Source organism: Pseudomonas vranovensis DSM 16006 (assembly GCF_000425805.1).
GTDB classification, from domain to species: Bacteria; Pseudomonadota; Gammaproteobacteria; order Pseudomonadales; family Pseudomonadaceae; genus Aquipseudomonas; species Aquipseudomonas vranovensis.
On sequence record NZ_KE384456.1, the window covers coordinates 254,461 to 277,824 of the forward strand.

15 protein-coding genes are annotated in these 23,364 nt (G+C 63.7%); 9 read left to right on the top strand and 6 right to left on the bottom strand.

What is annotated here, in order from left to right; translation table 11 throughout:
- Positions 1–91: 91 nt before the first annotated feature.
- Both H621_RS0123675 and H621_RS0123680 read right to left on the bottom strand, forming a co-directional pair.
- On the bottom strand, positions 92–2,053 hold the full coding sequence (locus H621_RS0123675) for a methyl-accepting chemotaxis protein (RefSeq protein WP_028945757.1): 1,962 nt from the start codon (positions 2,051–2,053) through the stop codon (positions 92–94).
- Positions 2,054–2,164: 111 nt separating this feature from the next.
- Entirely contained in the window at positions 2,165–3,778 is a 1,614-nt protein-coding gene (locus tag H621_RS0123680; RefSeq protein ID WP_028945758.1) for a response regulator, read from the bottom strand.
- A gap of 282 nt (positions 3,779–4,060) precedes the next feature.
- On the opposite strand from H621_RS0123680, the gene H621_RS0123685 reads away from it, so the two are divergent.
- The 4 genes from H621_RS0123685 to speA all read left to right on the top strand — a co-directional run bounded on the left by H621_RS0123685 (position 4,061) and on the right by speA (position 8,307).
- Positions 4,061–5,134, top strand: coding sequence for a DUF2333 family protein (locus H621_RS0123685; RefSeq protein WP_028945759.1), 1,074 nt, complete (start codon positions 4,061–4,063; stop codon positions 5,132–5,134).
- Between the two features lie 3 nt (positions 5,135–5,137).
- Positions 5,138–5,674: an NUDIX hydrolase gene (locus H621_RS0123690; RefSeq protein WP_028945760.1), complete on the top strand. Its 537-nt coding sequence runs from the start codon at positions 5,138–5,140 to the stop codon at positions 5,672–5,674.
- Positions 5,675–5,868: 194 nt separating this feature from the next.
- Positions 5,869–6,240: a translation initiation factor Sui1 gene (locus tag H621_RS0123695; protein WP_010221702.1), complete on the top strand. Its 372-nt coding sequence runs from the start codon at positions 5,869–5,871 to the stop codon at positions 6,238–6,240.
- Between the two features lie 153 nt (positions 6,241–6,393).
- Positions 6,394–8,307, top strand: coding sequence for an arginine decarboxylase (gene speA / locus H621_RS0123700; RefSeq protein ID WP_028945761.1), 1,914 nt, complete (start codon positions 6,394–6,396; stop codon positions 8,305–8,307).
- A 121-nt stretch (positions 8,308–8,428) separates the two neighbouring features.
- Here the strand turns inward: speA and H621_RS0123705 are convergent, their stop codons facing one another.
- Positions 8,429–9,772, bottom strand: a complete 1,344-nt coding sequence (locus tag H621_RS0123705) for an MATE family efflux transporter (protein ID WP_028945762.1) — start codon at positions 9,770–9,772, stop codon at positions 8,429–8,431.
- Positions 9,773–9,914: 142 nt separating this feature from the next.
- Here H621_RS0123705 and H621_RS0123710 point away from each other — a divergent pair, with 142 nt between their 5' ends.
- Positions 9,915–14,822, top strand: coding sequence for an alpha-2-macroglobulin family protein (locus tag H621_RS0123710; RefSeq protein ID WP_028945763.1), 4,908 nt, complete (start codon positions 9,915–9,917; stop codon positions 14,820–14,822).
- Between the two features lie 119 nt (positions 14,823–14,941).
- Here H621_RS0123710 and H621_RS0123715 read toward each other — a convergent pair whose 3' ends face one another.
- The gene (locus H621_RS0123715; protein ID WP_028945764.1) at positions 14,942–15,235 is read right to left on the bottom strand and encodes a hypothetical protein; all 294 of its coding nucleotides are present in this window, start codon (positions 15,233–15,235) and stop codon (positions 14,942–14,944) included.
- 104 nt (positions 15,236–15,339) lie between these two features.
- Here H621_RS0123715 and pbpC point away from each other — a divergent pair, with 104 nt between their 5' ends.
- The 3 genes from pbpC (at position 15,340) to H621_RS0123730 (ending at position 21,279) form a co-directional block, all read left to right on the top strand.
- Positions 15,340–17,694, top strand: a complete 2,355-nt coding sequence (gene pbpC / locus H621_RS0123720; protein WP_028945765.1) for a peptidoglycan glycosyltransferase PbpC — start codon at positions 15,340–15,342, stop codon at positions 17,692–17,694.
- Positions 17,695–17,933: 239 nt separating this feature from the next.
- Complete coding sequence (locus H621_RS0123725; RefSeq protein WP_028945766.1) at positions 17,934–19,508, top strand: collagen-like triple helix repeat-containing protein; 1,575 nt, start codon at positions 17,934–17,936, stop codon at positions 19,506–19,508.
- Positions 19,509–19,611: 103 nt separating this feature from the next.
- Positions 19,612–21,279 (top strand): ShlB/FhaC/HecB family hemolysin secretion/activation protein, encoded by a 1,668-nt coding sequence (locus H621_RS0123730; RefSeq protein ID WP_028945767.1) that lies wholly within the window; start codon positions 19,612–19,614, stop codon positions 21,277–21,279.
- A 172-nt stretch (positions 21,280–21,451) separates the two neighbouring features.
- Here H621_RS0123730 and H621_RS0123735 read toward each other — a convergent pair whose 3' ends face one another.
- Both H621_RS0123735 and H621_RS0123740 read right to left on the bottom strand, forming a co-directional pair.
- The gene (locus H621_RS0123735) at positions 21,452–21,859 is read right to left on the bottom strand and encodes a response regulator (RefSeq protein ID WP_028945768.1); all 408 of its coding nucleotides are present in this window, start codon (positions 21,857–21,859) and stop codon (positions 21,452–21,454) included.
- Positions 21,860–21,904: 45 nt separating this feature from the next.
- Entirely contained in the window at positions 21,905–22,111 is a 207-nt protein-coding gene (locus tag H621_RS0123740; RefSeq protein WP_028945769.1) for a Flp family type IVb pilin, read from the bottom strand.
- Positions 22,112–22,430: 319 nt separating this feature from the next.
- Between H621_RS0123740 and cpaB the strand changes: the two genes are divergently transcribed.
- A complete protein-coding gene (gene cpaB, locus H621_RS0123745) occupies positions 22,431–23,351 on the top strand; it encodes a Flp pilus assembly protein CpaB (protein WP_028945770.1) in 921 nt (306 codons plus the stop codon).
- Positions 23,352–23,364 lie beyond the last annotated feature (13 nt).

The following is a 23,364-nucleotide window of genomic DNA, read 5'->3' on the forward strand; positions in this document are numbered from 1 at the left end:
TGCGATCGACTGCAAAGCAGTCGCCATGCCCCCTCCACGAGGGCTATGCGCCGATCGCCGCCGGGCGGCAGCGTCTACGGAGCGATGGGCTTCAAAGCCGAAACGCCCGTACTGCGGTGTTCAGCGCGCCTCCCAGCCTGAGTAACTGCTCGCCCTGTTCGCGGCCTTCGCCAATGCGCTGGAGGTTGTCTTCCCCCAGGTCATGAATCCGCTCGCTGTGATCGCGAATCTCGCTCACCGCACCACTCTGCTGGGCCGTCACATCGGCAATGCGCACGGCGGTGGCCGAGATGGTCTGAATCGCCGCAACGATCTCATCCAGCGCGCCGTCGGCGGCCTGTGCCTTGTCGGCGGTGGCTTCGGCATGTTCAAGCTGGGCGCGCATGCCTTCCACCGATTCGCGGGCGGCCTGCTGCAGGCGCCCGATCAGGGTCTGGATCTCGCCGGTGGCACCGGTAGTGCGCTGGGCCAGGGAACGCACCTCTTCGGCGACCACGGCGAACCCGCGGCCCATTTCGCCAGCGCGGGCCGCTTCGATCGCGGCGTTGAGGGCCAGCAGGTTGGTCTGTTCGGCAATCGAGCGGATCACCGTGAGCACGCCTCCGATGGTGGCTGACTCTTCGGCCAGTTGCTCAATCATCTGGGCATTGCCCTGGACTTCATCGACCAGTGTGCGTAGGCCGGTCAGGCTCTGGCCGATCACCGCCTGCCCCTGTTCCACGGCGCGACCGGCGTCGCGGCTGGCATCGGCGGCCTGGCTGGCATCGCCGGCCACCTGCTGGATTGTGGCCTCCAGCTCACCCAGGGCATCGCGGATCTGTGCGGTGTCGCCTGCCTGGCGTTCGGCGCCGTCGTGCAGGGCGCTGCTCATGCCAGCCAGGGCATGGCTGCTGCCTGCCACCTGTTCGGCATTGTTGCGGATGGTCCCCACCAGCTCCACCAGATAGCGTCGCAGACGATTGAGCGAATCCTGGATGTCGTGCATTTCGCGGTTGCTCTTGCCCAGCGAGATGGCTTCGGCGAAATCGCCCTCGGCCCAGCGCGACAAGGCCGGTGCCAGGTTGGTCAGCACCCGGGCGAGGCGGCGTTGCAAGGTGTCGATTAGCAGGGCGATCAGCAGGATCAGACCGATCATCAGGCCCTGGAGAATCCGCACCTCGCCCTGGATGGTCGCGTGCTGGCTGCGCACCCCCGGTTCCAGGGCGGCAATGGCCTGTTGCACGGCGTTGATCTGCTGGTGGGTGCTGTCGGCCAGTTCGCTGCGACGCTGGATCTGCTCACGGGTGCGTTGCAACTCGGCGGGATAGCGATTGAGCAGGCTGTTGAGCTCGCGTTTGAGGGCGATCCCGGTGTCTTCTACAGCCTGGCTGGCTTGGGTCTCGAGGCCCATGAGGGCGGCAAAGTCGTCGGCATTGGATTCGCGGGCAGCCGTTACGCCGAGCAGGGGCAGGCCATCGAGTACCTTGGCCTGGTCGACGATCAGTTGCAGTTCGCGCTCCACCTCATCGGCCAGCGCGCTGCGTCCGCTGCTGACCAGTTTGTCGCGGGCCAGGGAAAGCCGTGACAGGTGCAGTGCCGCCTTGAACAGCACAAGGCTATAGCGGTCGGCCTCCGGGTTGCCGCTGGCCTGGGCGTAATTGGCCAGTTGCTCCAGGCTTGCGCCCAGTTCACGCTCGGCCTGCAGCAGCAGTGCCTGTGGGTCGCCGGCCAACTTGCCGGCTGCCAGCAGTTCATTGCCGGCAAAGCGTTGCAGGTTGTCCAGGCTGGGGCGCAGGGGCGCGGCAAGCTCATCAGGCAGTTGTTTGAGGGCCTCCTGCAAAGTCGCCGTCGCCTGCACCGCGGTGGCATGGCGCAATGCGTCGCCGCTGCTGAGGTAGTCGCCGATATTGCGTGCCGCCTGGTTCTGGAACTGCTGCGACAGCGACAGGTAGCGCTCCATCATTTGATAGGGACGCTCCAGCGCACGCTGCGACCACCACAGGGTGGCGCCCAGTGCGATGCAGACGGTTACCAGCAACAAGGTATTGAAATTGGTGAGCAGCTTCAGGCGCATGTGCAGGGTCTACCAACGGCCGAACGGTAAGCGCCTGAAGTTATTGCGTTTTTATGACCGGGTTATGACGAGGGAGGTCGTCCTGTCAAAAAAAGTGGCACTTTGCCTTGATCAGTCGGCGCGCAGCACACAGTTGCGTCCCGCGCCCTTGGCCCGGTACAGCGCGACGTCTGCGGCGGTGGCCATGCTCAAGGCGTCAAGCCCATCCTTGAGTTGCACCACGCCGGCACTGAAGGTGCAGAACAAGTCCCGGGGCTGGGCGGGGTAGTGGATTTCAGCGAAGCGGCGGCGAATTTCATCCAGCACTTTTTGCGCGGCGCCAAGGTCAGTGTTGGGCATGACGATGGCGAACTCTTCTCCACCGTAGCGGCCAATGAAGTCGGTCTTGCGCAGGCGTTGCTTGAGAAACAGGGCCAGGCTCTTGATCACCCGGTCGCCCATGGGGTGGCCGTGGCTGTCGTTGACTTTCTTGAAGTGGTCGATGTCGAGCATGGCAAAGCTCAGCGGCTGTTCTTCGCGCCGTGCGCGAAAGCTGCAGTCCTCGAGCAGTTGCAGGATGTGGGTGTGGTTGTACAGCCCGGTCAGGCTGTCGCGCACCATCCGTGCCTTGAGATTGCGGGCGCGGGCAGCGCGGTTGCGCACGGTGGTGATGAGGTGGCGCGAGCGGATCGGCTTGGTCAGGAAGTCATCGCCGCCTTCGCTCATGGCGTCGAGTTGTTTGTCCAGGTCGTCTTCGGCCGACAGGTAGATGATCGGCACGCTGACGTAGCGATCGTTGTGGCGGATGACCTTGGCAAGCTCAGTGCCAGTACAGTCAGGCATGTACATGTCGAGGATGATCAGGTCGGGCTGGAAATCCGCAAGCTCGGCCATGGTGCGGATCGGGTCGGTCAGGGTTCGGGTAACGATACCGGCACTGTTGAGCAGGCGCTCGGTGTGCATGGCCTGGGCCCGGGAGTCATCGATGATCAGCACTTTGAACGGTTCGTACTGGGTGACGCTGGTCAGCAGCTCGACCTTTTCCAGCAGGCTGGAGGCTTCCAGGGTGCCGGTGAGGAACTCCAGGCCGCCGGCGCGCACTGCGGCCAGGCGTGTTGGCGTGTCGGTTTCATCGAGGCTGAAGAACAACAGCGGTACCCGCTGCTCAAGGCCTTGCTGGGCCTGGGCCGCCAGATGCAAGCCGACACCCGTGCCGGTGAAATCGACATCCATGACGATGGCCGACGGCAGCCGTTCGATCATCGAGGCGCGAAAGGCATCGGCGCTGTACAAGGCTTGTACACCCAGGCCGAAGAACTCCAGCTGCTGGGCCAGGCGCTCGGCCCGATCGTGATCCTGGAGCAGGATATACACGGGTTTGCGCAGCGGCGGCAAAGGCACTTGCTCAAGCTGGTCGCCCTGGCGCAGGCCCGTGCGTGACAGGCGCTGCATCAGGCGATTGAGTTCGCTGATCAGCGGGCTGCTCAGGCGCGCGCTATTGGCTTCGACCGCTGCCAGGGTCTGGCCGATGGCTTCAGCCAGCAGGCTGTGCTCCGGTTGCTCGAAACGCTCGGCATAGCGCTGCAGGCGCAGGTTGGCTTCGCACAGTTCACCCAGGTCACTCGTCGACCACTCGCTGCGCTGCAGGCGTTGCCAGATCTCGAGTATCTGCCGAGCCTGATGAATGACCCGCTGGGCAAAGTGTTGCTTGAGGCGCTCACGATTGGGGTCTTCTGGCTCGGTCATGTCCTGACTACTTATAAGAGGGTGAGGCAGTTCGAGTGATGGCTCTATGCTAGCACCACTTGCTGGACAATCGAGTGCCTTGTATCAATTTACTGTACAAGTCTGTTTATTCAGTTGCCGACCCGCTAGTCGCTTATGCGAACCGGCGCGCTTGATTTATAGTGCTGCGATACTTGCCCACCCCGGCAGGCGGCGCGCTGCACAAAGCTCGCATAGCGCTGGCACGAAGCCCGGGGGTTGCGGTCGAACCCCTTGAACCGACGTGACATAAAGGACAACGCCATGCTGGACTGGAAAAACCGTACAGGCAAAGCCGAGGCGCGCGAGCGGGTCGAACCCCGCGGTGCCGCTACCCGCAGCTATTTCGGCGGGTTGTTTTTCAGCCGCGCCCTGGGCTCGCTGATCGGCATCTACCTGCTGGTGTGCGTGGGTCTGGGCTGGTACTGGAGTGCAGAGCCTGACCTGTTCCCGGTCCAGCAGAACGCGCAGATCGCCGCCGAACAGACCGGCAAACAGATGGTAGTGGGCTACACCACCGTCGAAACCCTCAAGACCGTTGCCGGCACCCTGCTGCACAAGCCGGGCGGCTACATTTCCAACGACCGCTTCCCGCCGGGCCTGTGGATGGACAACATGCCCAGTTGGGAATACGGCGTGCTGGTCCAGGTGCGCGACCTGAGCCGTGCCATGCGCAAGGACTTCGCTCGCTCGCAGTCGCAGTCCACTGAAGACGCCGACCTGGCCAAGGCCGAGCCGCGCTTCAACTTCGACAACAAGAGCTGGATCCTGCCATCGAGCGAGTCCGAGTTTCAGGAAGGCATCAACTCCCTGACCCGCTACCAGAACCGCCTGGCCGCACCGGACCAGCCGGGTGCGCTGTTCTATACCCGGGCCGACAACCTCAACAACTGGCTGGGCGATGTCGCCACCCGTCTGGGTTCGCTGTCGCAGCGCCTGTCGGCCAGCGTTGGCCGGGTCAAGCTCAACAGCACCCTGAAAACCGAAGTCGTGGTTGCAGGCCAGGCGCCGCAGCTGGACGAGGAAGTGGTCGAAACGCCATGGCTGCAGATCGACAACGTCTTCTATGAAGCCCGCGGCCAGGCCTGGGCCCTGTCGCACCTGCTGCGTGCCATTGAAGTGGACTTCGCCGACGTGCTGGCCAAGAAGAACGCCACTGTCAGCGTGCGCCAGATCATTCGTGAACTGGAAGCGTCCCAGGAGCCGCTGTGGAGCCCTATGGTGCTCAATGGCAGCGGCTTTGGCATGTGGGCCAACCACTCGCTGGTCATGGCCAACTACATTTCTCGCGCCAACGCTGCAGTGATCGACCTGCGCCAGCTGCTGTCCCAGGGCTGATTGATGGCCATCTCCAAGCAAGAGGCGGCGCATCGCGCTGCCTCCGACGCCGAACTGATCGCCTGGGTAGACGAACACGACCAGCCGCTGGGGGCCTTGCCCCGGGTCGAGTTGCGCGAGAAGGGCCTTATCGGTCGCGGAACCTACATCCTGTTGTTCAATTCGGTCGGTGAGCTGTGCGTACACCGGCGCACGGAAAGCAAGGCGATCTATCCGGGTTATTGGGACGTAGCCGCCGGCGGCATGGTGCAGGCCGACGAGAGCTTTGCCGCGTCGGCTGCCCGGGAGCTGGAGGAGGAGCTGGGCGTGGCCGGGGTCGAACTGACCTTCCATGAGCGGTTCTTCTTCGACCAGCCTGGCAACCGACTCTGGTGCGCGGTGTTCTCGGCCGTCTGGGACGGCCCTTTGCGCCTGCAGCCAGAGGAGGTCAGCGAAGCGCGCTTCCTGCCGCTCGAACAGGCCCTGGCCGACAGCCGGCAGCAGCCGTATTGCCCCGATTCGCTGGCTGCCCTGCAGCGCTACATCGACCGTCAAGCCTGACGTCGCTAAACCTGTGCAAAATGGCGCAGTTTTGTACTTAGCAATCGCGGCATTTATCGTTACACTGCGCGGCCTTTTAAGGCTGCCGCACCCTGGTGTGGCAGTTGCGCTGCCCCTGCCAGAGTGGGGCTTCGCGGTCGGTACCCTGCCCGGGGCGTCGACCAGTTTTTGTCCTCACCTTACGAGGATCAAAAGTGGCCAAGAAAGCCGCATCATTCGCCGCCCTCGGTGGCCTGGTGTTCTCCACTGATGCAGGTCGGCATTGTCCGGACTGCAGCAAACCCATAGATGCCTGCATCTGCAAACAGACGCTCATCCCCGAAGGCGATGGCATTGCTCGCGTGCGCCGCGAAAGCAAAGGCCGTGGCGGCAAGACGGTGACGACCATCAGCGGTGTTCCGCTGCCCCTGGAACAGCTCAAGGACCTGGCCAGCACGCTCAAGCGCCGCTGCGGTACCGGCGGCGCGTTGAAAGACGGGGTCATCGAAATCCAGGGCGATCACGTCGAGCTATTGTTGGCAGAGCTGATCAAGCAAGGCTTCAAAGCGAAAAAGTCCGGCGGCTAGAGACCGCATCGCGATTTTTTGCAATTCGCTTTCTAAACTCGTTCCCGTAGGAAGGGTCTATCCCTGAACACGGAAAATCGTCATTTCCAGGTTTTACACTGCGCCCGCCGATTGCTGGCCGGTGTTTTTCGACTTTTTATATAGGGGACTTCAATGTCCGTACGACGCACACGCAAAGACGATGGCAGCCAATGGACAGTTGCGGACAGCCGCAGTGTTTACGGGATTCGCCATTGGGGGGCCGGTTACTTCGCAATCAACGAGGCCGGCCGCGTCGAAGTTCGCCCCAACGGGCCAGGCAGTGCGCCGATCGATCTGTTCGAGCAGGTCGACGAGCTGCGCAAGAGCGGCCTGTCGCTGCCGCTGCTGGTGCGTTTCCCGGACATCCTGCAAGACCGCGTGCGCCAGCTGACCGGCGCCTTCGATGCCAACATCGCGCGCCTTGAGTACCAGAACGTGTACACCGCCCTGTACCCGATCAAGGTCAACCAGCAAGAAGCGGTGGTGGAAAACATCATCGCCACCCAGAACGTGTCTATCGGCCTTGAGGCCGGCTCCAAGCCCGAGCTGCTGGCCGTACTGGCCCTGGCACCCAAGGGCGGCACCATCGTCTGCAACGGTTACAAGGACCGTGAGTTCATTCGCCTGGCGCTGATGGGCCAGAAGCTGGGTCACAACGTATTCATCGTCATTGAGAAAGAGTCGGAAGTGGCGCTGGTGATCGAAGAAGCGGCCGAGCTGAAGGTCAAGCCGCAGGTCGGCCTGCGCGTGCGCCTGTCGTCGCTGGCGTCGAGCAAGTGGGCCGACACGGGTGGCGAGAAGTCCAAGTTCGGCCTGTCGGCTGCGCAGCTCATCTCGGTCGTGCAGCGCTTCCGTGATGCCGGCCTGGACCAGGGCATTCGCCTGCTGCACTTCCACATGGGCTCGCAGATCGCCAACCTTGCCGACTACCAGCACGGCTTCAAGGAAGCGATCCGTTACTACGGTGAGCTGCGTGCCTTGAACTTGCCGGTCGATCACATCGACGTCGGTGGCGGCCTGGGTGTCGACTACGACGGTACCCATTCGCGCAACGCCAGCTCCATCAACTACGACATGGACGACTACGCCGGTGTCGTGGTCGGCATGCTCAAGGAGTTCTGCGATGCCCAGGGCCTACCACATCCGCACATCTTCTCGGAAAGCGGCCGCTCGCTGACTGCCCACCACGCCATGCTGGTGGTGCAGGTGACCGACGTCGAGAAGCACAACGACGAAGTGCCGGTGATCGAAAACAAGGAAAGCCTGCCGGAAACTGTGCAGTGGCTGGCTGACCTGCTGGGCCCGACCGACATCGAGATGGTCACCGAGACTTACTGGCGCGCCACCCACTACATGAGCGACGTGGCAGCCCAGTATGCCGACGGCAAGATCACCCTGGCCGAAAAAGCCCTGGCCGAGCAGTGCTACTTCGCGGTCTGCCGCCGCCTGCACAACTCGCTCAAGGCCCGCCAGCGTTCGCACCGCCAGGTGCTGGATGAGCTCAACGACAAACTGGCCGACAAGTACATCTGCAACTTCTCGGTGTTCCAGAGCCTGCCGGATACCTGGGCCATCGGCCAGGTACTGCCGATCCTGCCGCTGCACCGCCTGGACGAAGAGCCCATGCGCCGCGCCGTGCTGCAGGACCTGACCTGTGACTCGGACGGCAAGATCAACCAGTACGTCGACGAGCAGAGCATCGAGACCAGCCTGCCGGTCCACGGGATCAATGAGGGTGAGGACTACCTGCTGGGGATCTTCCTGGTGGGTGCCTACCAGGAGATCCTGGGCGACATGCACAACCTGTTCGGTGATACCGACTCGGTGAACATCTACCAGAACCCCAACGGCAGTGTTTACCACGCAGGCATCGAGACCCACGATACCATCGAGGACATGCTGCGCTACGTGCACCTGTCGCCGGAGGAGTTGATGACGCACTACCGCGACAAGTGCGCCAGCGCCAAGATCACTGCGCGTGAGAAGACTCAGTTCCTGGATGCGTTGCGCCTTGGGCTGACCCGCTCGTCCTACCTGTCGAGCTGATGTGATCGGGGCTGGTGGGCATCTCCATTTTTGTGGTGATGCCACTGGCCATCGCGGGGCAAGCCCGCTTCCACCGAGGATGGATAGATTCGGTGGAAGCGGGCTTGCCCCGCGATGCTTTTCAGCGCTTCACAAACCACCCATCGATCCGCTGCAGCCGCCACCCCATCAGCGCCAGTGTCACTGCCCTCAGCGCCATGAACAGCAAGAATGCCATCCACAGCCCATGGTTGCCCAACCCCGTGGCCAGCCAGGCGAATGGCAAGGCGGTGGTCACGCTGATCAGCATGCCGTTGCGCATTTCCCGCGCCCGTGTCGCGCCAATGAACAAACCATCGAGCAAGTAGCTCCAGACCGCCACCAATGGCAACAGCGCCAGGTACGGCAGGTACTGGTACGCCGTTTCGCGCACGCTGGCGATATCGGTCTGCATATTGATGAACAGGTGTCCGCCAAACAGGAACAGTACGGCAAAGCCGCTGCTGGCCAGCAACGACCAGCCGCAGGCCACGGTCAATGAGCGACGCAATGCCTGGCGATCCCCGGCGCCGATGGCGTGACCGCACAAGGCCTCGACCGCATGGGCCAGGCCATCGAGGGCATAGGCGGTGAGCAGCAGGCCATTGAGCAGCAGTGCATTGGCCGCAACCGTGGATTCGCCCAGCCGCGCACCTTGCACGGTGATCAGGAAGAACACCGCTTGCAGGGCCAGGCTGCGAATGAAGATGTCGCGGTTGACCGCCAGCAACGGCCGCCAGCTCTGCCAACGGGTCAGCAGGGCCCAGGCGATGTGACCGGGGTAGGCGCGCAGGGCTGGGCGGGTGAGGGCCAGGCCCAGCAGGGCAGCGCTCCATTCGGCGATCACCGAGGCACGGGCCGAGCCCAGGACGCCCCAGTCCAGGCCCAGCACGAACCACAGGTTCAGGGCGATGTTGAGCAGGTTGGTGGTCAGCAGGATGGCCAAGGGGGCCCGGGCATTCTGGGTACCGAGGAACCAGCCCACCAGGGCGAAGCTGGCAAGCGCTGCCGGCAGGCCCAGCAGGCGGGTCTGGAAGAAGTCCTGGGTGGATTGCTCCAGCGCCGCCGACGGTTGCATCAATTGCAGCGCCAGGTGGCTGAAGGGCACGGCCAACAAACCCAGCAGCAAGGCGAACAGCATCGCCAGGATCAAGCCCTGCACCAGCACCTGACGCAATGCAGCGCCATCGGAGCGCCCGGCCGCCTGGGCGGCGAAGCCGGTGGAACCCATACGCAGAAAACCCATCACCCAGGCCAGGAAGGTGTACAGGCTGGCGCCCACGGCCACCGCCCCAAGCTGGTGGGCATGGGGCAAGTGGCCGATGACGGCGCTGTCGACCAGGGCCACCAGCGGTACGGAAATATTCGAAAGAATCATTGGCGCGGCCAGGGCCCAGACCTTGGTGTGGGTCGGGCGGTCGCGCCAGTCGCTCAGCAATCGGGACATGTCGGCTCCAGGCAAGCCGCACATTGTAGCCGCTACGGGCACCAAATCATCGGATTGCGGTCTGAGCCGGGTTGCCACGCTCGGATGCGGCGTGGGTGATATATAGTTCTTCCTTCAGATCTGCTGCCAAAGAGTGATTTCCATGCTCAACAAAGGATTGTTGCTGGCCTGCGCGCTGGCCTTGCTCAGTGCCTGCGACTCGTCTGCGCCGGACAAGCCCGCCACTGCGCCAACGCCCACCCCGACCCAGGAGGCCGCACCGGCACCCAAGCCTGCGCGGGAAAGCGCCGAAACCCTGGCCAAGCGTTATGCCGGTCGTGAGTTGAGCGTGGTGGATGTTTCCGAAGTCCAGGTCGATGGTGCCAGTGCATTGTCTCTGACCTTCTCGGTGCCGCTGGATGCCGAGCAGAATTTTGCCGACCGAGTGCACCTGGTCGACACCGTCAAAGGCAAGGTCGATGGCGCCTGGGAACTCTCCGACAACGGCATGGAACTGCGCCTGCGCCACCTTGAGCCGCAACGCAAGCTGGTGCTGACGGTCGATGCCGGCCTGCAGGCCGTCAACGGCAATCGCTTGGCGGCAGAATCGGTGAGCCGTCTGGAAACCCGTGACATGCAGGCCACCATCGGTTTTGCCAGCCGTGGCTCGCTGCTGCCGACCCGCCTGGCCGAAGGCCTGCCGGTAATCGCGCTGAACGTCGACAAGGTCGATGTCGAGTTCTTCCGCATCAAGCCAGAATCGCTCGCCACCTTTCTCAGCGCCTGGGGCCGCAACAGCAGCCTGTACTACTACCAGTCGAAAGAAACCCTGGACATGGCCGAGCTGGTCTACAGTGGCCGTTTTGACCTCAACCCCGCTCGCAACACCCGCGAAACCGTGTTGCTGCCGATCGCCGGCATCAAGCCGCTGCAGGAGCCGGGGGTGTACCTGGCAGTGATGCGCGCCTCCGGCACTTATGACTATTCGCAACCGGCGACCCTGTTCACCTTGAGCGACATCGGCGTGTCGGCCCACCGCTACCACAACCGGATGGATGTGTTCACCCAAGGCCTGGAAGGTGGCAAAGCCCTGAGCGGCGTTTCCCTGGAACTGCTCGATGCCGAAGGCCGGGTACTCGGCCAGGGCCAGACCGACAGCGACGGCCATGCGCAATTGCCGATGCCACCCAAGGCCGACGTATTGCTGGCCCATCAAGGCGTACACACCACGATGTTGCGCCTGAACAATGCGGCACTGGACCTGGCCGAATTCGACATCACCGGCCCCCAGGCCAATCCCCTGCAGTTCTTTGTGTTCGGCCCGCGCGACCTCTACCGTCCGGGTGAAACCGTGCTGCTCAATGGTTTGCTGCGCGACCAGGATGGCCGTCCGCTCAAGCCACAGCCGGTGACTGTGGAAGTGCGCCGACCGGATGAGCAGATCAGCCGCAAGTTTGTCTGGGAACCAGGCAGCAACGGCCTGTATCAATACCCGCTGCAATTGGCCAGCGAAGCCCCGACTGGCCGCTGGCAGCTGCTGTTCGACCTGGGCGGTGGCAAGAAGCAGATCTATGAGTTTCTGGTCGAAGACTTTCTGCCCGAGCGCCTGGCGCTGGAGCTCAAGGGCAGCGATGCGCCCCTTGGACCGGAGCAGGCCGCTGAAATCGAAGTGAATGGCCGCTACCTCTATGGCGCCCCGGCCTCGGGCAACCGCTTGAGCGGCCAGGCCTATCTGCGTCCGCTGCGTGAGGCGGTGCCGGCGCTGCCGGGCTATCAGTTCGGCTCGATCACCGAGCAGGAGCTGAGCCAGGACCTGGAGCTGGAAGAAATCACCCTGGATGCCGAAGGCAAGACCACGCTGAGCATCGAGAGCAAATGGGCCGAGGCCCGCTCGCCGCTGCAACTGACCGTGCAGGCCAGCTTGCAGGAGTCCGGCGGCCGCCCGATCACTCGGCGCCTGGAGCAGCCGATCTGGCCAGCCGAGCGCCTGCCGGGGGTGCGCGGGTTGTTCGATGGAGAAGAAACCGACAGCGATGGTCCGGTGGAATTCGAAGTGCTGGTCGCCGATCGCGACGGCAACAAACTGGCTGCCGACAACCTCAAGGTGCGCCTGATTCGCGAGCGCCGTGATTACTACTGGAACTACTCCCAGAGCGACGGCTGGAGCTACAACTTCAACGAAAAATTCCTCACCCAGAGCGAAGAGACCATCAGCGTCAAGGCGGGCGGCACCGCACGGCTCAACTTCCAGGTCGAGTGGGGGCCGTACCGCGTCGAGGTCGAAGACCCGCAGACGGGCCTGGTATCCAGCGCCCGCTTCTGGGCCGGCTACCGCGCCCAGGACAACGCCGACGGGGGGGCGGTACGGCCGGACCAGGTCAAACTGGCGCTGGACAAACCCTCCTATGCCGATGGCGCAACGGCCACTATCACCGTGACCCCACCTGCGGCCGGCACGGGCTATCTGATGGTCGAGTCCAGCGATGGGCCGCTGTGGTGGCAGGAAATCGACGTGCCGGCCGAGGGCAAGACCTTTGCCGTGAAGCTCGACCCGAAATGGGCTCGCCATGACCTGTATGTGAGTGCCCTGGTGATTCGCCCGGGCGAGCGCAAGGTCAATGCCACACCCAAGCGCGCCGTGGGCGTTCTGCACCTGCCGCTGGACCGCGCCGAACGCAAGCTGGCCGTGACGCTTGCCGCGCCGGAAAAAATGCGACCCAAGCAGCCGCTGACCGTCAAGGTACAGGCGCGCAATGCCGACGGCAGCGTGCCCAAAGAGGTCCATGTGCTGCTGGCGGCGGTGGACGTGGGTATCCTCAATATCACCGAATACCCGACCCCGGACCCGTTCACCGGCTTGTTCGGGCGCAAGGCCTATGGTGCCGACCAATTGGACATTTATGGCCAGTTGATCGAAGCCGGGCAGGGCCGTCTGGCCAGCCTGGCATTTGGTGGCGATGCGGCCATGGCCAAGGGCGGCAAGCGTCCCAATACCAGTGTCACCATCGTTGCCCAGCAGAGTGCCCCAGTGACACTCAACGAAAATGGCGAGGGTGAAGCCACTGTCGACATTCCCGACTTCAACGGTGAGCTGCGTCTGATGGCCCAGGCCTGGACCGATGAGCGCTATGGCGTTGCCGAAGGCAAGACGGTAGTTGCCGCCCCGCTGATTGCCGAACTGTCGGCGCCGCGCTTCCTCGCCGGTGGCGACCGCACCACCCTGGCGCTGGACCTGTCGAACCTCTCGGGGCAGGCGCAGAAACTCACTGTGCGCGTAAGCACCGAAGGCCAACTGAGCCTGTTGGGCGCCGCCGAGCAGAGCCTGGATCTGACCCAGGGCCAGCGCGTCACAGTGCTGGTACCCGTGCAGGCCAATGGAGGCCTGGGGCAGGGCAAGGTCAAGGTCGAGGTCCTGGGCCTGCAACTGCCGGGCGAGCAGGCCGCAGCCTTCAGCCGTGACTGGACCCTGGGCGTGCGTCCGGCCTATCCGGCGATGCTCAAGCAGTACCGGGTAGCGCTCAAGGATCAGCCCTGGAGCCTGCCCGAGGGCGATCTGGCCGCGTTCGAGCCGCAAGGTCTTGAAGCCATGCTGGCGTTGTCGAGTCGGCCACCGCTGAACCTGGCCGAGCAGATCCGCGCCCTGGAAGCCTATCCGTATGGCTGCCTGGAGCAGACCGCCAGCGGCCTGTACCCCTCGCTCTACGCCGATGCTGCAACGCTCAAGCGCCTGGGCATCACCGGCGAGCCGGCCGAGGTGCGCAAACGCAAGATCGAAATGGGCATCGAGCACTTGCTGGGCATGCAGCGCTACAACGGCAGCTTCGGCCTGTGGAGTTCGGATGACGAGGAAGAGTATTGGCTGACGGCCTATGTCACGGACTTCCTGCTGCGTGCCCGCGAGCAGGGGTATGCCGTGCCGGCCGATGCCTTGAAAAAAGCCAGCGAGCGTCTGCTGCGCTACCTGCAGGAGCGCAACCTGATCGAGGTCAGCTACAGCAAGAATGCCGAGCACAGCCGCTTTGCCGTGCAGGCCTATGCCGCACTGGTGCTGGCGCGCACGCAACAGGCGCCGCTGGGTGCGCTGCGCAGCCTGTTCGAGCGGCGCAGCGATGCCCGTTCCGGCTTGCCGCTGGTACAACTGGCCATCGCCCTGGACAAGATGGGCGACAAGCCACGGGCCGAACAGGCCTTGCAGGCGGGCCTGGCGGTCAGCCGCAGCAGCGACGACTGGCTGGGAGACTATGGCAGCCCGGTGCGTGACCAGGCGTTGATCCTGGCCTTGCTCGAAGAGAACAACCTGGCCAGCAATACCCTCGATGCGCGGTTGTTCGAACTGTCGGATGAGCTGGCGGCCAATCGCTGGCTGTCGACCCAGGAGCGCAACGCGCTGTTCCTTGCCGGCCGTGGCCTGCTGGGGAAGCCGGAGGGTAAATGGACGGCACGCCTGGATAGCGCGGGTGAAGTGCGGGAACTGGATGCGGCGCAATCGGGATTGAAACTCGAAGGCCCGCTGCTGGCCTCGCCGCTGACCGTGCAGAACCAGGGCAGCGACACACTGTTCCAGCAACTGACCGTGTCTGGCTACCCGCGTCAAGCGCCGGCGGCCAGCAGCAACGGTATGACCATCCGCCGTGAATTCCTGGGCATGAATGGACAGGCGCTGGACCTGCGTACTCTCAAGAGCGGTGACCTGGTGCTGGTGCATCTGGCATTGACGTCGACAACGCGGGTGCCGGATGCCCTGGTGGTCGACTTGTTGCCGGCGGGCCTGGAGCTGGAAAACCAGAACCTGGCGCAAAGCGCGGCCAGCCTTGAGAACGCCAGCAGCGCCGTGAAGCAGTGGCGTGAATCGATGCAGAACGCCAACGTGGTGCATCAGGAGTTTCGTGATGACCGCTACGTGGCGGCGCTGAACCTTGAAGGCTATGGCACCACGCACCTGCTGTACCTGGCGCGAGCCGTTACGCCGGGCACCTACCGGGTGCCGCCGCCGCAGGTGGAGTCGATGTACCGACCGAATGTGCAGGCGGTGGGTGAGACAGCGGGAGAGTTGGTGGTCAAGGCCCGCTAGCGCGATATAGCTGCTGCCGTCAGGCTGCGATCGGTCGCGAAGCGACCGCAAATGGCGACTGCTATGCAGTCGATCGCAGCCTTGGGCAGCGGCTACGGGTAGTCAGTCGTTCCCGGCGATCAGTGAATGATCCAGCTCAACACCCACAACCCCAGCAGCAACCAGATAATGCCGAGGATGATCGAGGCGCGCATGAAGGCACGGATGGCCGAATACAGCAGCATCAGGCCGATGATCAGGGCGATGATGCTGACCAGTGAGGTGTCCATGCCCAAGGTCCGCGCCAGGCCATCGATGAAGTTGCCCCCGGCGTTGGCCAGCAGGTTGAACAACCCGCTAAGACCATCGACGACAAAGCGGATCAGCGCCCCCAGTGCCTGGCCAAGCCACTCGAAAAAACCTTCTACATGCATAGTTGCTTCCTGATGATCGATTCGGCGAGTCTGCCGTTGCCAAGCCTTTGGCCATTCACTGGCCAGGTCAGTTCCCTGTTCACTGTCAGTCACAGGGTTGCCCGATGCACATCTTAGCTTGCCCGCGCAGTCCGATGGCAAAACGGCTGAGTGCTGTGGCAGGTGCCGTGTTGCTGGTGTGTGCCGTGCTGTGGGGCGCTGATCGCCTGTGGCCATTGCCCCTGCCGGCTGATGATCTGGCGCGGGTGGTGCTCGCGGAGGACGGCACGCCCCTCTGGCGTTTTGCCGATGCCGAAGGCGTGTGGCGTTACCCAGTGAGCAGCGATCAGGTGTCGCCGTATTACTTGCAGGCGCTGCTCACCTACGAGGATCGCTGGTTCTATCACCACCCCGGGGTCAATCCCCTGGCCCTGGGCCGGGCAGCCTGGCAGAACGTGCGCGGTGGACGCGTGGTGTCGGGGGGCAGCACGCTGTCGATGCAAGTGGCGCGCTTGCTCGATCCGCACTCGCGTACCTTGCCCGGCAAACTGCGCCAGTTGTGGCGCACCGCGCAGCTGGAATGGCACCTGTCAAAGGCGCAGATTCTGGAGATCTACCTCAATCGCGCGCCTTTTGGCGGTACCTTGCAGGGCGTGGCTGCCGCCAGTTGGGCCTACCTGGGCAAGTCGCCGCTGCACCTGACCCCGGCAGAGGCAGCGTTGCTCGCGGTGTTGCCCCAGGCACCGAGCCGCTTGCGTCCTGATCGCCATCCGGCGCGCGCGCAAGTGGCCCGCGACAAGGTGCTGCAACGTCTGCTCGACTACCAGGTGTGGCCACAGCAACGGGTGGCCGAGGCGCTGGAGGAACCCTTGCTGCTGGCGCCCAGGCAAGAGCCGGCTCTCGCCCCCTTGCTGGCCCGGCGCCTGAACAGACCACACAGCCCACCGCTGATCCGCACCACCCTCGATGCTTCGTTGCAGCGCCGCCTGGAGGACCTGCTGCTGGGCTGGCGGGCGCGCCTGCCGGAACGCACCTCGGCGGCGATCCTGGTGGTGGAGGCACAGAACATGGCGGTGCGAGCGTACCTGGGTTCGGTCGATTTGAATGACGAGCGCCGCTTTGGCCATGTCGACATGATTACTGCACTGCGTTCGCCGGGCTCCACGCTCAAGCCCTTCCTTTACGGCATGGCCATGGACGATGGCCTGATCCACTCCGAATCCCTGCTCCAGGATGTGCCCCGACGCTATGGGGATTACCGGCCAGGAAATTTCTCCATGGGGTTCAGTGGCCCGGTGGCGGCCAGCTCGGCCTTGGCGCTGTCATTGAACCTGCCGGCGGTGCAGTTGCTTGAAGCCTATGGGCCCAAGCGCTTCGCCGCGCAGATGCGCAGCGGTGGTGTACCTCTGATCCTGCCGCCCCTTGCCGAGCCCAACCTGTCGCTGATTCTCGGTGGTGCCGGCAGCCGCCTTGAAGAATTGGTAGCCGGTTACGGTGCCTTGTCGCGGGGCGGCCTGAGTGCGCCGATCCGGTTGCAGCCGGGCGCGCCATTGGCCGAGCGCCGATTGTTGTCAGCAGGCAGTGCCTGGATCATCCGGCGCATTCTCAGTGGTCAGGCGCGGCCGGATCGCGACCCCCATGCCGAGCTGGTGCAGCGCCCGTTGCTGGCGTGGAAGACCGGCACCAGTTATGGCTTCAGGGATGCCTGGTCGATTGGTGTCGGGCCGCGTTACCTGATCGGTATCTGGATCGGCCGGCCCGACGGCACGCCGGTGCCCGGGCAGTTCGGCCTGGCTTCTGCGGCGCCGCTGATGCTGCAGGTTCACGACGTGTTGAGTAACCGCGACAGCCAGCGCGGCATTGCCGCTCCGGTGGCGGCGGTACCGGCCAATGTCGGCGTGGCGGCGATCTGCTGGCCGTTGGGGCAACCGCTGGCGCGGCAGGACACCAATTGCCGGCGCCAACGCTTTGCCTGGACCCTGGATGGCACCACGCCGCCCACCCTGCAGGCGGCCGATCAGCCCCTGAGCGTTGGCCTGCGTGAAACGGTCTGGGTCAACGCCCAGGGGCTGCGGGTCGATGCCAGTTGTGCAGGTGCCGCGGCCCGGGAGATTGCCCTGTGGCCCGCGCCACTGGAGCCCTGGTTGCCACGGGTGGAACGGCGTGAAGTGCGCCTGCCCAGGGTCGATCCCGCTTGCCCACCGCACGTGCCGGCCAGTGCGCCACCGTTGTCGATAGTCGGCGTTCGCCAGGGCGATGAACTGCGCCGTCCAGCCACCAGCAGCGAGCCGCTGCGTCTGGAGGTGTCGGCACTGGGGGGCAGCGGCAGGCGCTGGTGGTTCCTCAATGGCGCGCCGCTGGGTGAATCGGTTGGTCAGGAGCGCCTGAGTGCGCGTTTCGAGCAGGCCGGTCGGGTCGAGTTGAGTGCGCTGGACGAGAGCGGGCAAACCGCCCGGGTCGAGTTCCAGATCAATGAATAAGGGGCCTGATGCCCCTTCAATTAGTGATAGCGCCAAAGTGGAGTGTGCCTGGATGCTGCCTTTCGGCTCACCCAAGTCATTGATTGGATGGCCGATATTTTTACCGGCTAAAGGTATAGAAGGGGTTAATACCAAGTTCTGGATTGTTTGCCGTCGGTGCCCGCGCTCAGATGTTCGTAACGGAGAATGGCGCTGCGTGTGTCGTTCTCTTACAACGAGCAGCGGCAACGGAGTCGCCCATGAAATCTCAAGCGTGGAAAGCAAGTACAGCCCTGGTCCTGGCCCTGGCGGTCAGTCTTGGTGGCTGTAGCAGCGGCGGCGGTGGCTCCAAGAGCCATGTCGACAGCTCGACACCCACCGAAGCCGGCACCGACGCTGGAACCGGGGGCAGCGGTGATGGCAGCGCAGGTGGCGGCACGGGCGGCACCGGGGATGGCGGCCTAGCGGGTGGCGGCGCGGGTTCAGGCGGAACCGGCGGTACGGGAGGCACTGGAGGTACAGGTGGGACGGGAGGGACAGGTGGCACCGGCGGCGGCGAGGGTGGCACCGATCCGGGCACCGGAAACCCCGGCACCGGCAATCCCGGCGGTGGCGATCCGGGCAGCGGTGCGACCACACCTCTGGTCACCGGCCAGGTGGTCGATCAGGTGGGTAACGCCGTGGCTGGTGTCGGCACTGGCGTTGCAGGCGTAGGGACGGCCGTCGATACCCTGCCCGTAGTGGGCAGCACTGGTGCCGGAGGCCTGGTGACCTCGACAGGCAACGCGGTGAACAGCATCGGCACCGGGGTGAGCGCCGGCCTGGGCCAGTTGGGTACCGGCAACAATGCCCTCGGCACCACGGTGGCCGGTGTTGGCAACGGTGTGTCCGACCTTGGCGGCGGCGTCCAGCAATTGGGCGGCAGCGACTTGATTGAACACATTCCGGTGGTGAACACCGTGGTAGGAAATGTCGGGCAGGCCGTGACCATGCTCGGCGATACCCTGAGCACCCAGAGCACCACCGGCCCCTTGGGCAGTCTCAACGACAAGTTGAGTAACCAGGTATTGGTACCGGTGGTCTCGCTGGTAGAGACCACTACCGGCAATCTCGGCAACCAGACCAAGCTTGGTGGCCCGCTGGATTCAGTACTTGGCAAGGTGGGCGGCACACTCGATGGCGTGGGTGACAAGGTCGCCGGCGCTGGCGGTGGCAATCCGTTGACCACTGCGGTAGGTGGACTGGTCAGCAATGTCGGTGGCGCGGTCGACACGTCCGGCGGCCTGGTGAACGGTCCTGGCGGCAAGCCGGGCCTTCTGGAAACGGTGGGCGGCGCGGTGGCTGGTGTCGGCACTGGCCTTGATGCAGGCAGCAACAATGCCTTGCTCGGCACCACGGGCGGTGCTGCGGTGGCGGTGGGCAACACCGTGGCCTCAGTGGGCACGCTCGTGGGTGGCAACGGCGTAGCCAGTGCCGGCGCGGCTGTGCCGACAGCGGCACTGACCACCAACGTAGGCGCTGCGGTCACGCCTGTGGTGAGCAGCGTCGCCAGCGTTACCGGTCAAGTCGGCGCGGCCACCGGTATCGGTGCGCCGGTCGACAACCTGGTGAGCAAGGTGGGTGGGGCGGTGAGCGGCCTGGGTACCCAGGTGGATGCGGCCAGCAGCAACCCGGTGGTCAGCACCGTGGGGGCTACCGTCAACGAAGTCGGTAAGACAGTCGATCAGGTGGGCGGCTTGCTCACCCCAGGTGGGCAGCAGGGCGGAGGCCTGGGCGGAGCACTCAATGGATTGGTTGGCGGCCTCAAGAATGGACTGACCGGGGCGCAACCTTGAAGCACCCGCCTTCATTAGACGATTGTTCGGGCAACACCTACGCTTGAGTCTGACGAGGGAACCACTTGGGTTCCCTCGTATTTTCGGGATCATGGAGCGTCCAATGCGTCCATTGGTGGTTGCGATTCTGGGGTTGTCCTGGGCAAGCGTGCTAAGTGCCGAACCCCTGCCAAGCTTCCTCAACAGCAACGATGTCGAACGCAGCCTGCCGGCGCCCAACCTGCCCGCCGATGCCTTTCGGCCCTCGACGCCTGACCTGCAAACGCCAGCGCCCGTGCCCCAGCAGCAACCGTTGCTGATGAGTACCCGGGTGATGGTGCGCAAAGTGCGCATCGAGGGCGGTACGATCTACCCCTTGAGTGACCTGCGTGACAACTACCGGGACCTGGTCAACCGCGAAGTCACCCTGGCCGAACTGATCGAGGCGACCCGCCGTCTGACGCAACGTTACCAGCACGATGGCTACCTGCTTTCGTATGCCTACCTGCCCCCTCAGGATTTTGCCGATGGACGTGTGCGGGTGGTGCTGGTCGAAGGCTATATTCGTGACTTCGAACTGCGCGGCGATATCGGCCCGGCATCGGCGTACCTGGACAAACTGTTCAGCAAGCTCAAGGCCGAGCGCCCCCTCACGCGCCAGTCGTTCGAGCGCTACACCTCGTTGATGAGCCGGGTACCGGGCATCACCTTCCAGGCGCAAGTGCCGCCGCCGGCAACCACCGATGGCGCGACCAAACTGGTTGCCCAGGCTTCACGCAAGCCGTTCACTTCGACCCTTAACCTGACCGACGGCAGCCGCGAGGACATTCAGGCGCTGCTGGGGGTGAGCAGCAACGCCCAGACCTCACTGGCCGAGCAGGTGAGTTTCAGTGCCCTGTTCCCGCCGGGAGATGATCACGAACACTACTATCGCCTGGACTACGCCCAGTACCTGGACAGCGAGGGCAGCCAGTTGACCCTGTCGGCCTCGCAGTACCGCAGCGACCCCAGTGCCCTGGTGCGCCTGAACAACGGCATCAACCTGAAGCAGCACCGCGAGAACGATCGCTATTCGATTGGCCTTGGCCAAACACTGATTGCCTCGCCCAACGAATGGCTCAGCGTTGCTGCACGCTTGTATGCCGTCAATGACAACACCGATTACCGAGTCGTCGGCTTCCCGCTCAAGATCAGCAGCCGCACCGACTTGAGGGCCCTGGCCTTCGAGGGGGACTGGCGCGTGGCGGATGCCCGGCAACTGCGCATCGTCAGTGTCGGAGCCTATCAGGGGCTGGATTACCTGGGGGCCAAGACCGACAGCGACATCGACCTGGATTTTTTGCGCCTGCGCCTGTCGGGGGTGCAGAGTGACCGGTTTTTTGACAACTGGCAGGGCGTGGCCTCGGCAGCGTTGTACTGGAGCGGCGACAGCCTGCCGGACAGCGAGCGGGCAGTGTTCGGTGGGCAGAGTTTTGGTCGTGGATATCCCAGTGACCAGGCGTCGGGCGACAAGGGCTGGGGGGCAGCCTATGAGGTCAACTACAGCTTCAAGCGTGATGGCGACTGGCTGAAGATCCTGCAGCCTTATGTGGTGCTGGATGCGGCGCGCAGCTGGTTCAACGAGCTTGAGGTGCGCGATTCGAAGCTGTCGTCGGCGGCGCTGGGGTTGAGGTTTGGTGATGCCCGTTACTACAACATCTCGCTGGAGGCGGCCAAGCCGATGTCGGACATTGCACTGGACAGCTTCAACCGCCGGCCGCGGTATACCTTGAGTTTCAGTTACCAGCTGTAATTGCGATAGGGATCACGACCGCTGCGCGGCCGATCGCAGGCTATCGCCAGCGGCTACAGGGCCTGCAACCTGTAGCCGTCATCAAGGCAGAACTGGCCAACGCGGGGCAAGCCCGCTCGTGCCGGGGAGGGGGACCCGGTAGGAGCAGGCTTGTCCCGCGATGAAGGCTTGGTCAGTTCACCAGGTGCAGGCGTGGTTGAGGGAAGAGGTTGTCGAGGGTTTCCAGCAGGCGGGTGTGGTAGATGGGCTTGCGGAACAGGTCCAGCACCTGCAGGCGCAGCAGGTCGCTGATGTCGTCCATGTCGGCATGCCCTGAGGTGACGATCACCGGCAGGTGCTGGCGGGCAGTGTGCTCGCGCAGGCGCTTGATCAGTGAAATGCCACTCTCTTCGGGCATGCGCAGGTCGGTGATCACCAGTGCCACGTCCGGGTGGCGGGTGAGTTGTTGCAGGGCGAGTTTCACCGAGGTAGCCGTGTAGCAGCAAAAACCCTCGCCCTCCAACAGTTCGGCCAGTTCCAGCAAGGCATCCTGTTCGTCATCCACCAAGAGTATCTGTTGACGTGACATTGACATGGTCATTCCTTTGGCGGTGGTGGATGTGGTTAACACAGCCTCATCGTACGATTACGCACCACCACTAGGAGCAGGAGTAGGCTTGAGAGATGTTTCGATTGTTTCGAACGTCGTTTTGACATGTCCGGAGATATCCCCAACGAACCCCGCCAATACCACCGCAACCATCGCTGCAATGATGGCGTACTCGATACCGGACGCCCCGTCCTTGCGATAGAAGAATTCTTTGCAGCTCTTGAGAATCCGGGATACACGCATGGCACTTCTCCTTGCGCACAACGGCGCAGATGGCAGGGGCGGGTCGATGATTCCCCTTTGCCATCACAGCATCGTCAACCGCTGAAAAACCAGCAAATGTAAGAAGGCATTAATACGAAAGTGATAGTGCGGAAACTGACGCCAGTAAGTCGTTGATTCAGAGGGTTGTCAGTATTACGACGGAAAAAATTCTGGCGGGTAATGGCGTTTTGTCTTCGCTGCGCTACCTTCAAATAGCGAAATAGTTGCTTTCAGGGCAACGCTGTTGGCCGGTTCAAAGGCGGTTGCAAGGGACGGGCAGTGCAAAAGGAGTACCGGCATGGGCAGTCGCTTAACCATCATTCTTGCGGGACTCTTTTTGCTCGGCGCTTTGCTGGCAGGCTATTGGGGGCTGGAACTCAGCCGTCCTGCCCAAGCCCCTGTCGCAGCCCCCGTTACGGCCCCTGTGGTGCAACAGGTCGTCACCAGCGCCACGGACGAAATGCGTCAACCCGTGGTGGTCCTGCGTCGCGATGTGGCGCCCTATACCCCACTCACTGCCGACGACCTGCTGCTGGAGCGCTTGCAGGTAGCACCAGCGGGCAGCTTCCAGACTTTCGAGCAAGTGCTGGGGCGCAGCAGTTGGCGGGCCCTGCCAGCCGGTACCTGGCTGGAGGCGGGCAGCTTCGAGGCCGGCGGCCCGCTGGCCCGCATGATCCACCCGCATGAACGTGCGCTGGCCGTGGCGGTTGACGAGGTGGTCGGTGCCGCCGGCCAGTTGAGCCCGGGCGATTACGTCGATGTACTGCTCTATCTGCGCGAAGCGGAACATAATCCCCAGGCCACCGCCCAGGTGGTACTGCCCGCCCTGCGCCTGCTCAGCGTCGGCACACAATTGGGGTTGGCCAATGACGGCAAGCCGGTCAATCCACCGGTCGATGAAAAGGCGCGCCAGGAGCAACAACGCAGCGCCGCCCGCACCGTGGTCCTGGCCGTACCCGAAGCATTGGCCAGCCGTTTGATGCTCGCCGCGCAGACTGGCAGCTTGCGCCTGGCGGTACGCAGCGCCGAAGAAAAACTGCTGGCGCGCTACTGGTCCGATCCACAAAGCCGCGTGGCGGAGATGGACAAAGCCAACCGCGAACTCTACCGCTTCAGTCAGTTGGCCCAGGCACCGGTGCCTCAGGCTGTTGCCGGTACCTCGGCGCGTCGCGGCATGGAAATCATCCGAGGCAATCAATCCGGCCAACCTACTCCCTGACTCAACCAGCTAG

Bases quoted from the DNA above. Each gene is read 5' to 3' on its own strand.
- H621_RS0123675 (WP_028945757.1), bottom strand. From the start codon at position 2,053: ATGCGCCTGAAGCTGCTCACCAATTTCAATACCTTGTTGCTGGTAACC.
- H621_RS0123690 (WP_028945760.1), top strand. From the start codon at position 5,138: ATGGCCATCTCCAAGCAAGAGGCGGCGCATCGCGCTGCCTCCGACGCC.
- H621_RS0123730 (WP_028945767.1), top strand. From the start codon at position 19,612: ATGCGTCCATTGGTGGTTGCGATTCTGGGGTTGTCCTGGGCAAGCGTG.
- pbpC (WP_028945765.1), top strand. From the start codon at position 15,340: ATGCACATCTTAGCTTGCCCGCGCAGTCCGATGGCAAAACGGCTGAGT.
- H621_RS0123735 (WP_028945768.1), bottom strand. From the start codon at position 21,859: ATGACCATGTCAATGTCACGTCAACAGATACTCTTGGTGGATGACGAA.
- H621_RS0123710 (WP_028945763.1), top strand. From the start codon at position 9,915: ATGCTCAACAAAGGATTGTTGCTGGCCTGCGCGCTGGCCTTGCTCAGT.
- cpaB (WP_028945770.1), top strand. From the start codon at position 22,431: ATGGGCAGTCGCTTAACCATCATTCTTGCGGGACTCTTTTTGCTCGGC.
- H621_RS0123680 (WP_028945758.1), bottom strand. From the start codon at position 3,778: ATGACCGAGCCAGAAGACCCCAATCGTGAGCGCCTCAAGCAACACTTT.
- H621_RS0123715 (WP_028945764.1), bottom strand. From the start codon at position 15,235: ATGCATGTAGAAGGTTTTTTCGAGTGGCTTGGCCAGGCACTGGGGGCG.
- H621_RS0123725 (WP_028945766.1), top strand. From the start codon at position 17,934: ATGAAATCTCAAGCGTGGAAAGCAAGTACAGCCCTGGTCCTGGCCCTG.
- H621_RS0123705 (WP_028945762.1), bottom strand. From the start codon at position 9,772: ATGTCCCGATTGCTGAGCGACTGGCGCGACCGCCCGACCCACACCAAG.
- speA (WP_028945761.1), top strand. From the start codon at position 6,394: ATGTCCGTACGACGCACACGCAAAGACGATGGCAGCCAATGGACAGTT.
- H621_RS0123740 (WP_028945769.1), bottom strand. From the start codon at position 22,111: ATGCGTGTATCCCGGATTCTCAAGAGCTGCAAAGAATTCTTCTATCGC.
- H621_RS0123685 (WP_028945759.1), top strand. From the start codon at position 4,061: ATGCTGGACTGGAAAAACCGTACAGGCAAAGCCGAGGCGCGCGAGCGG.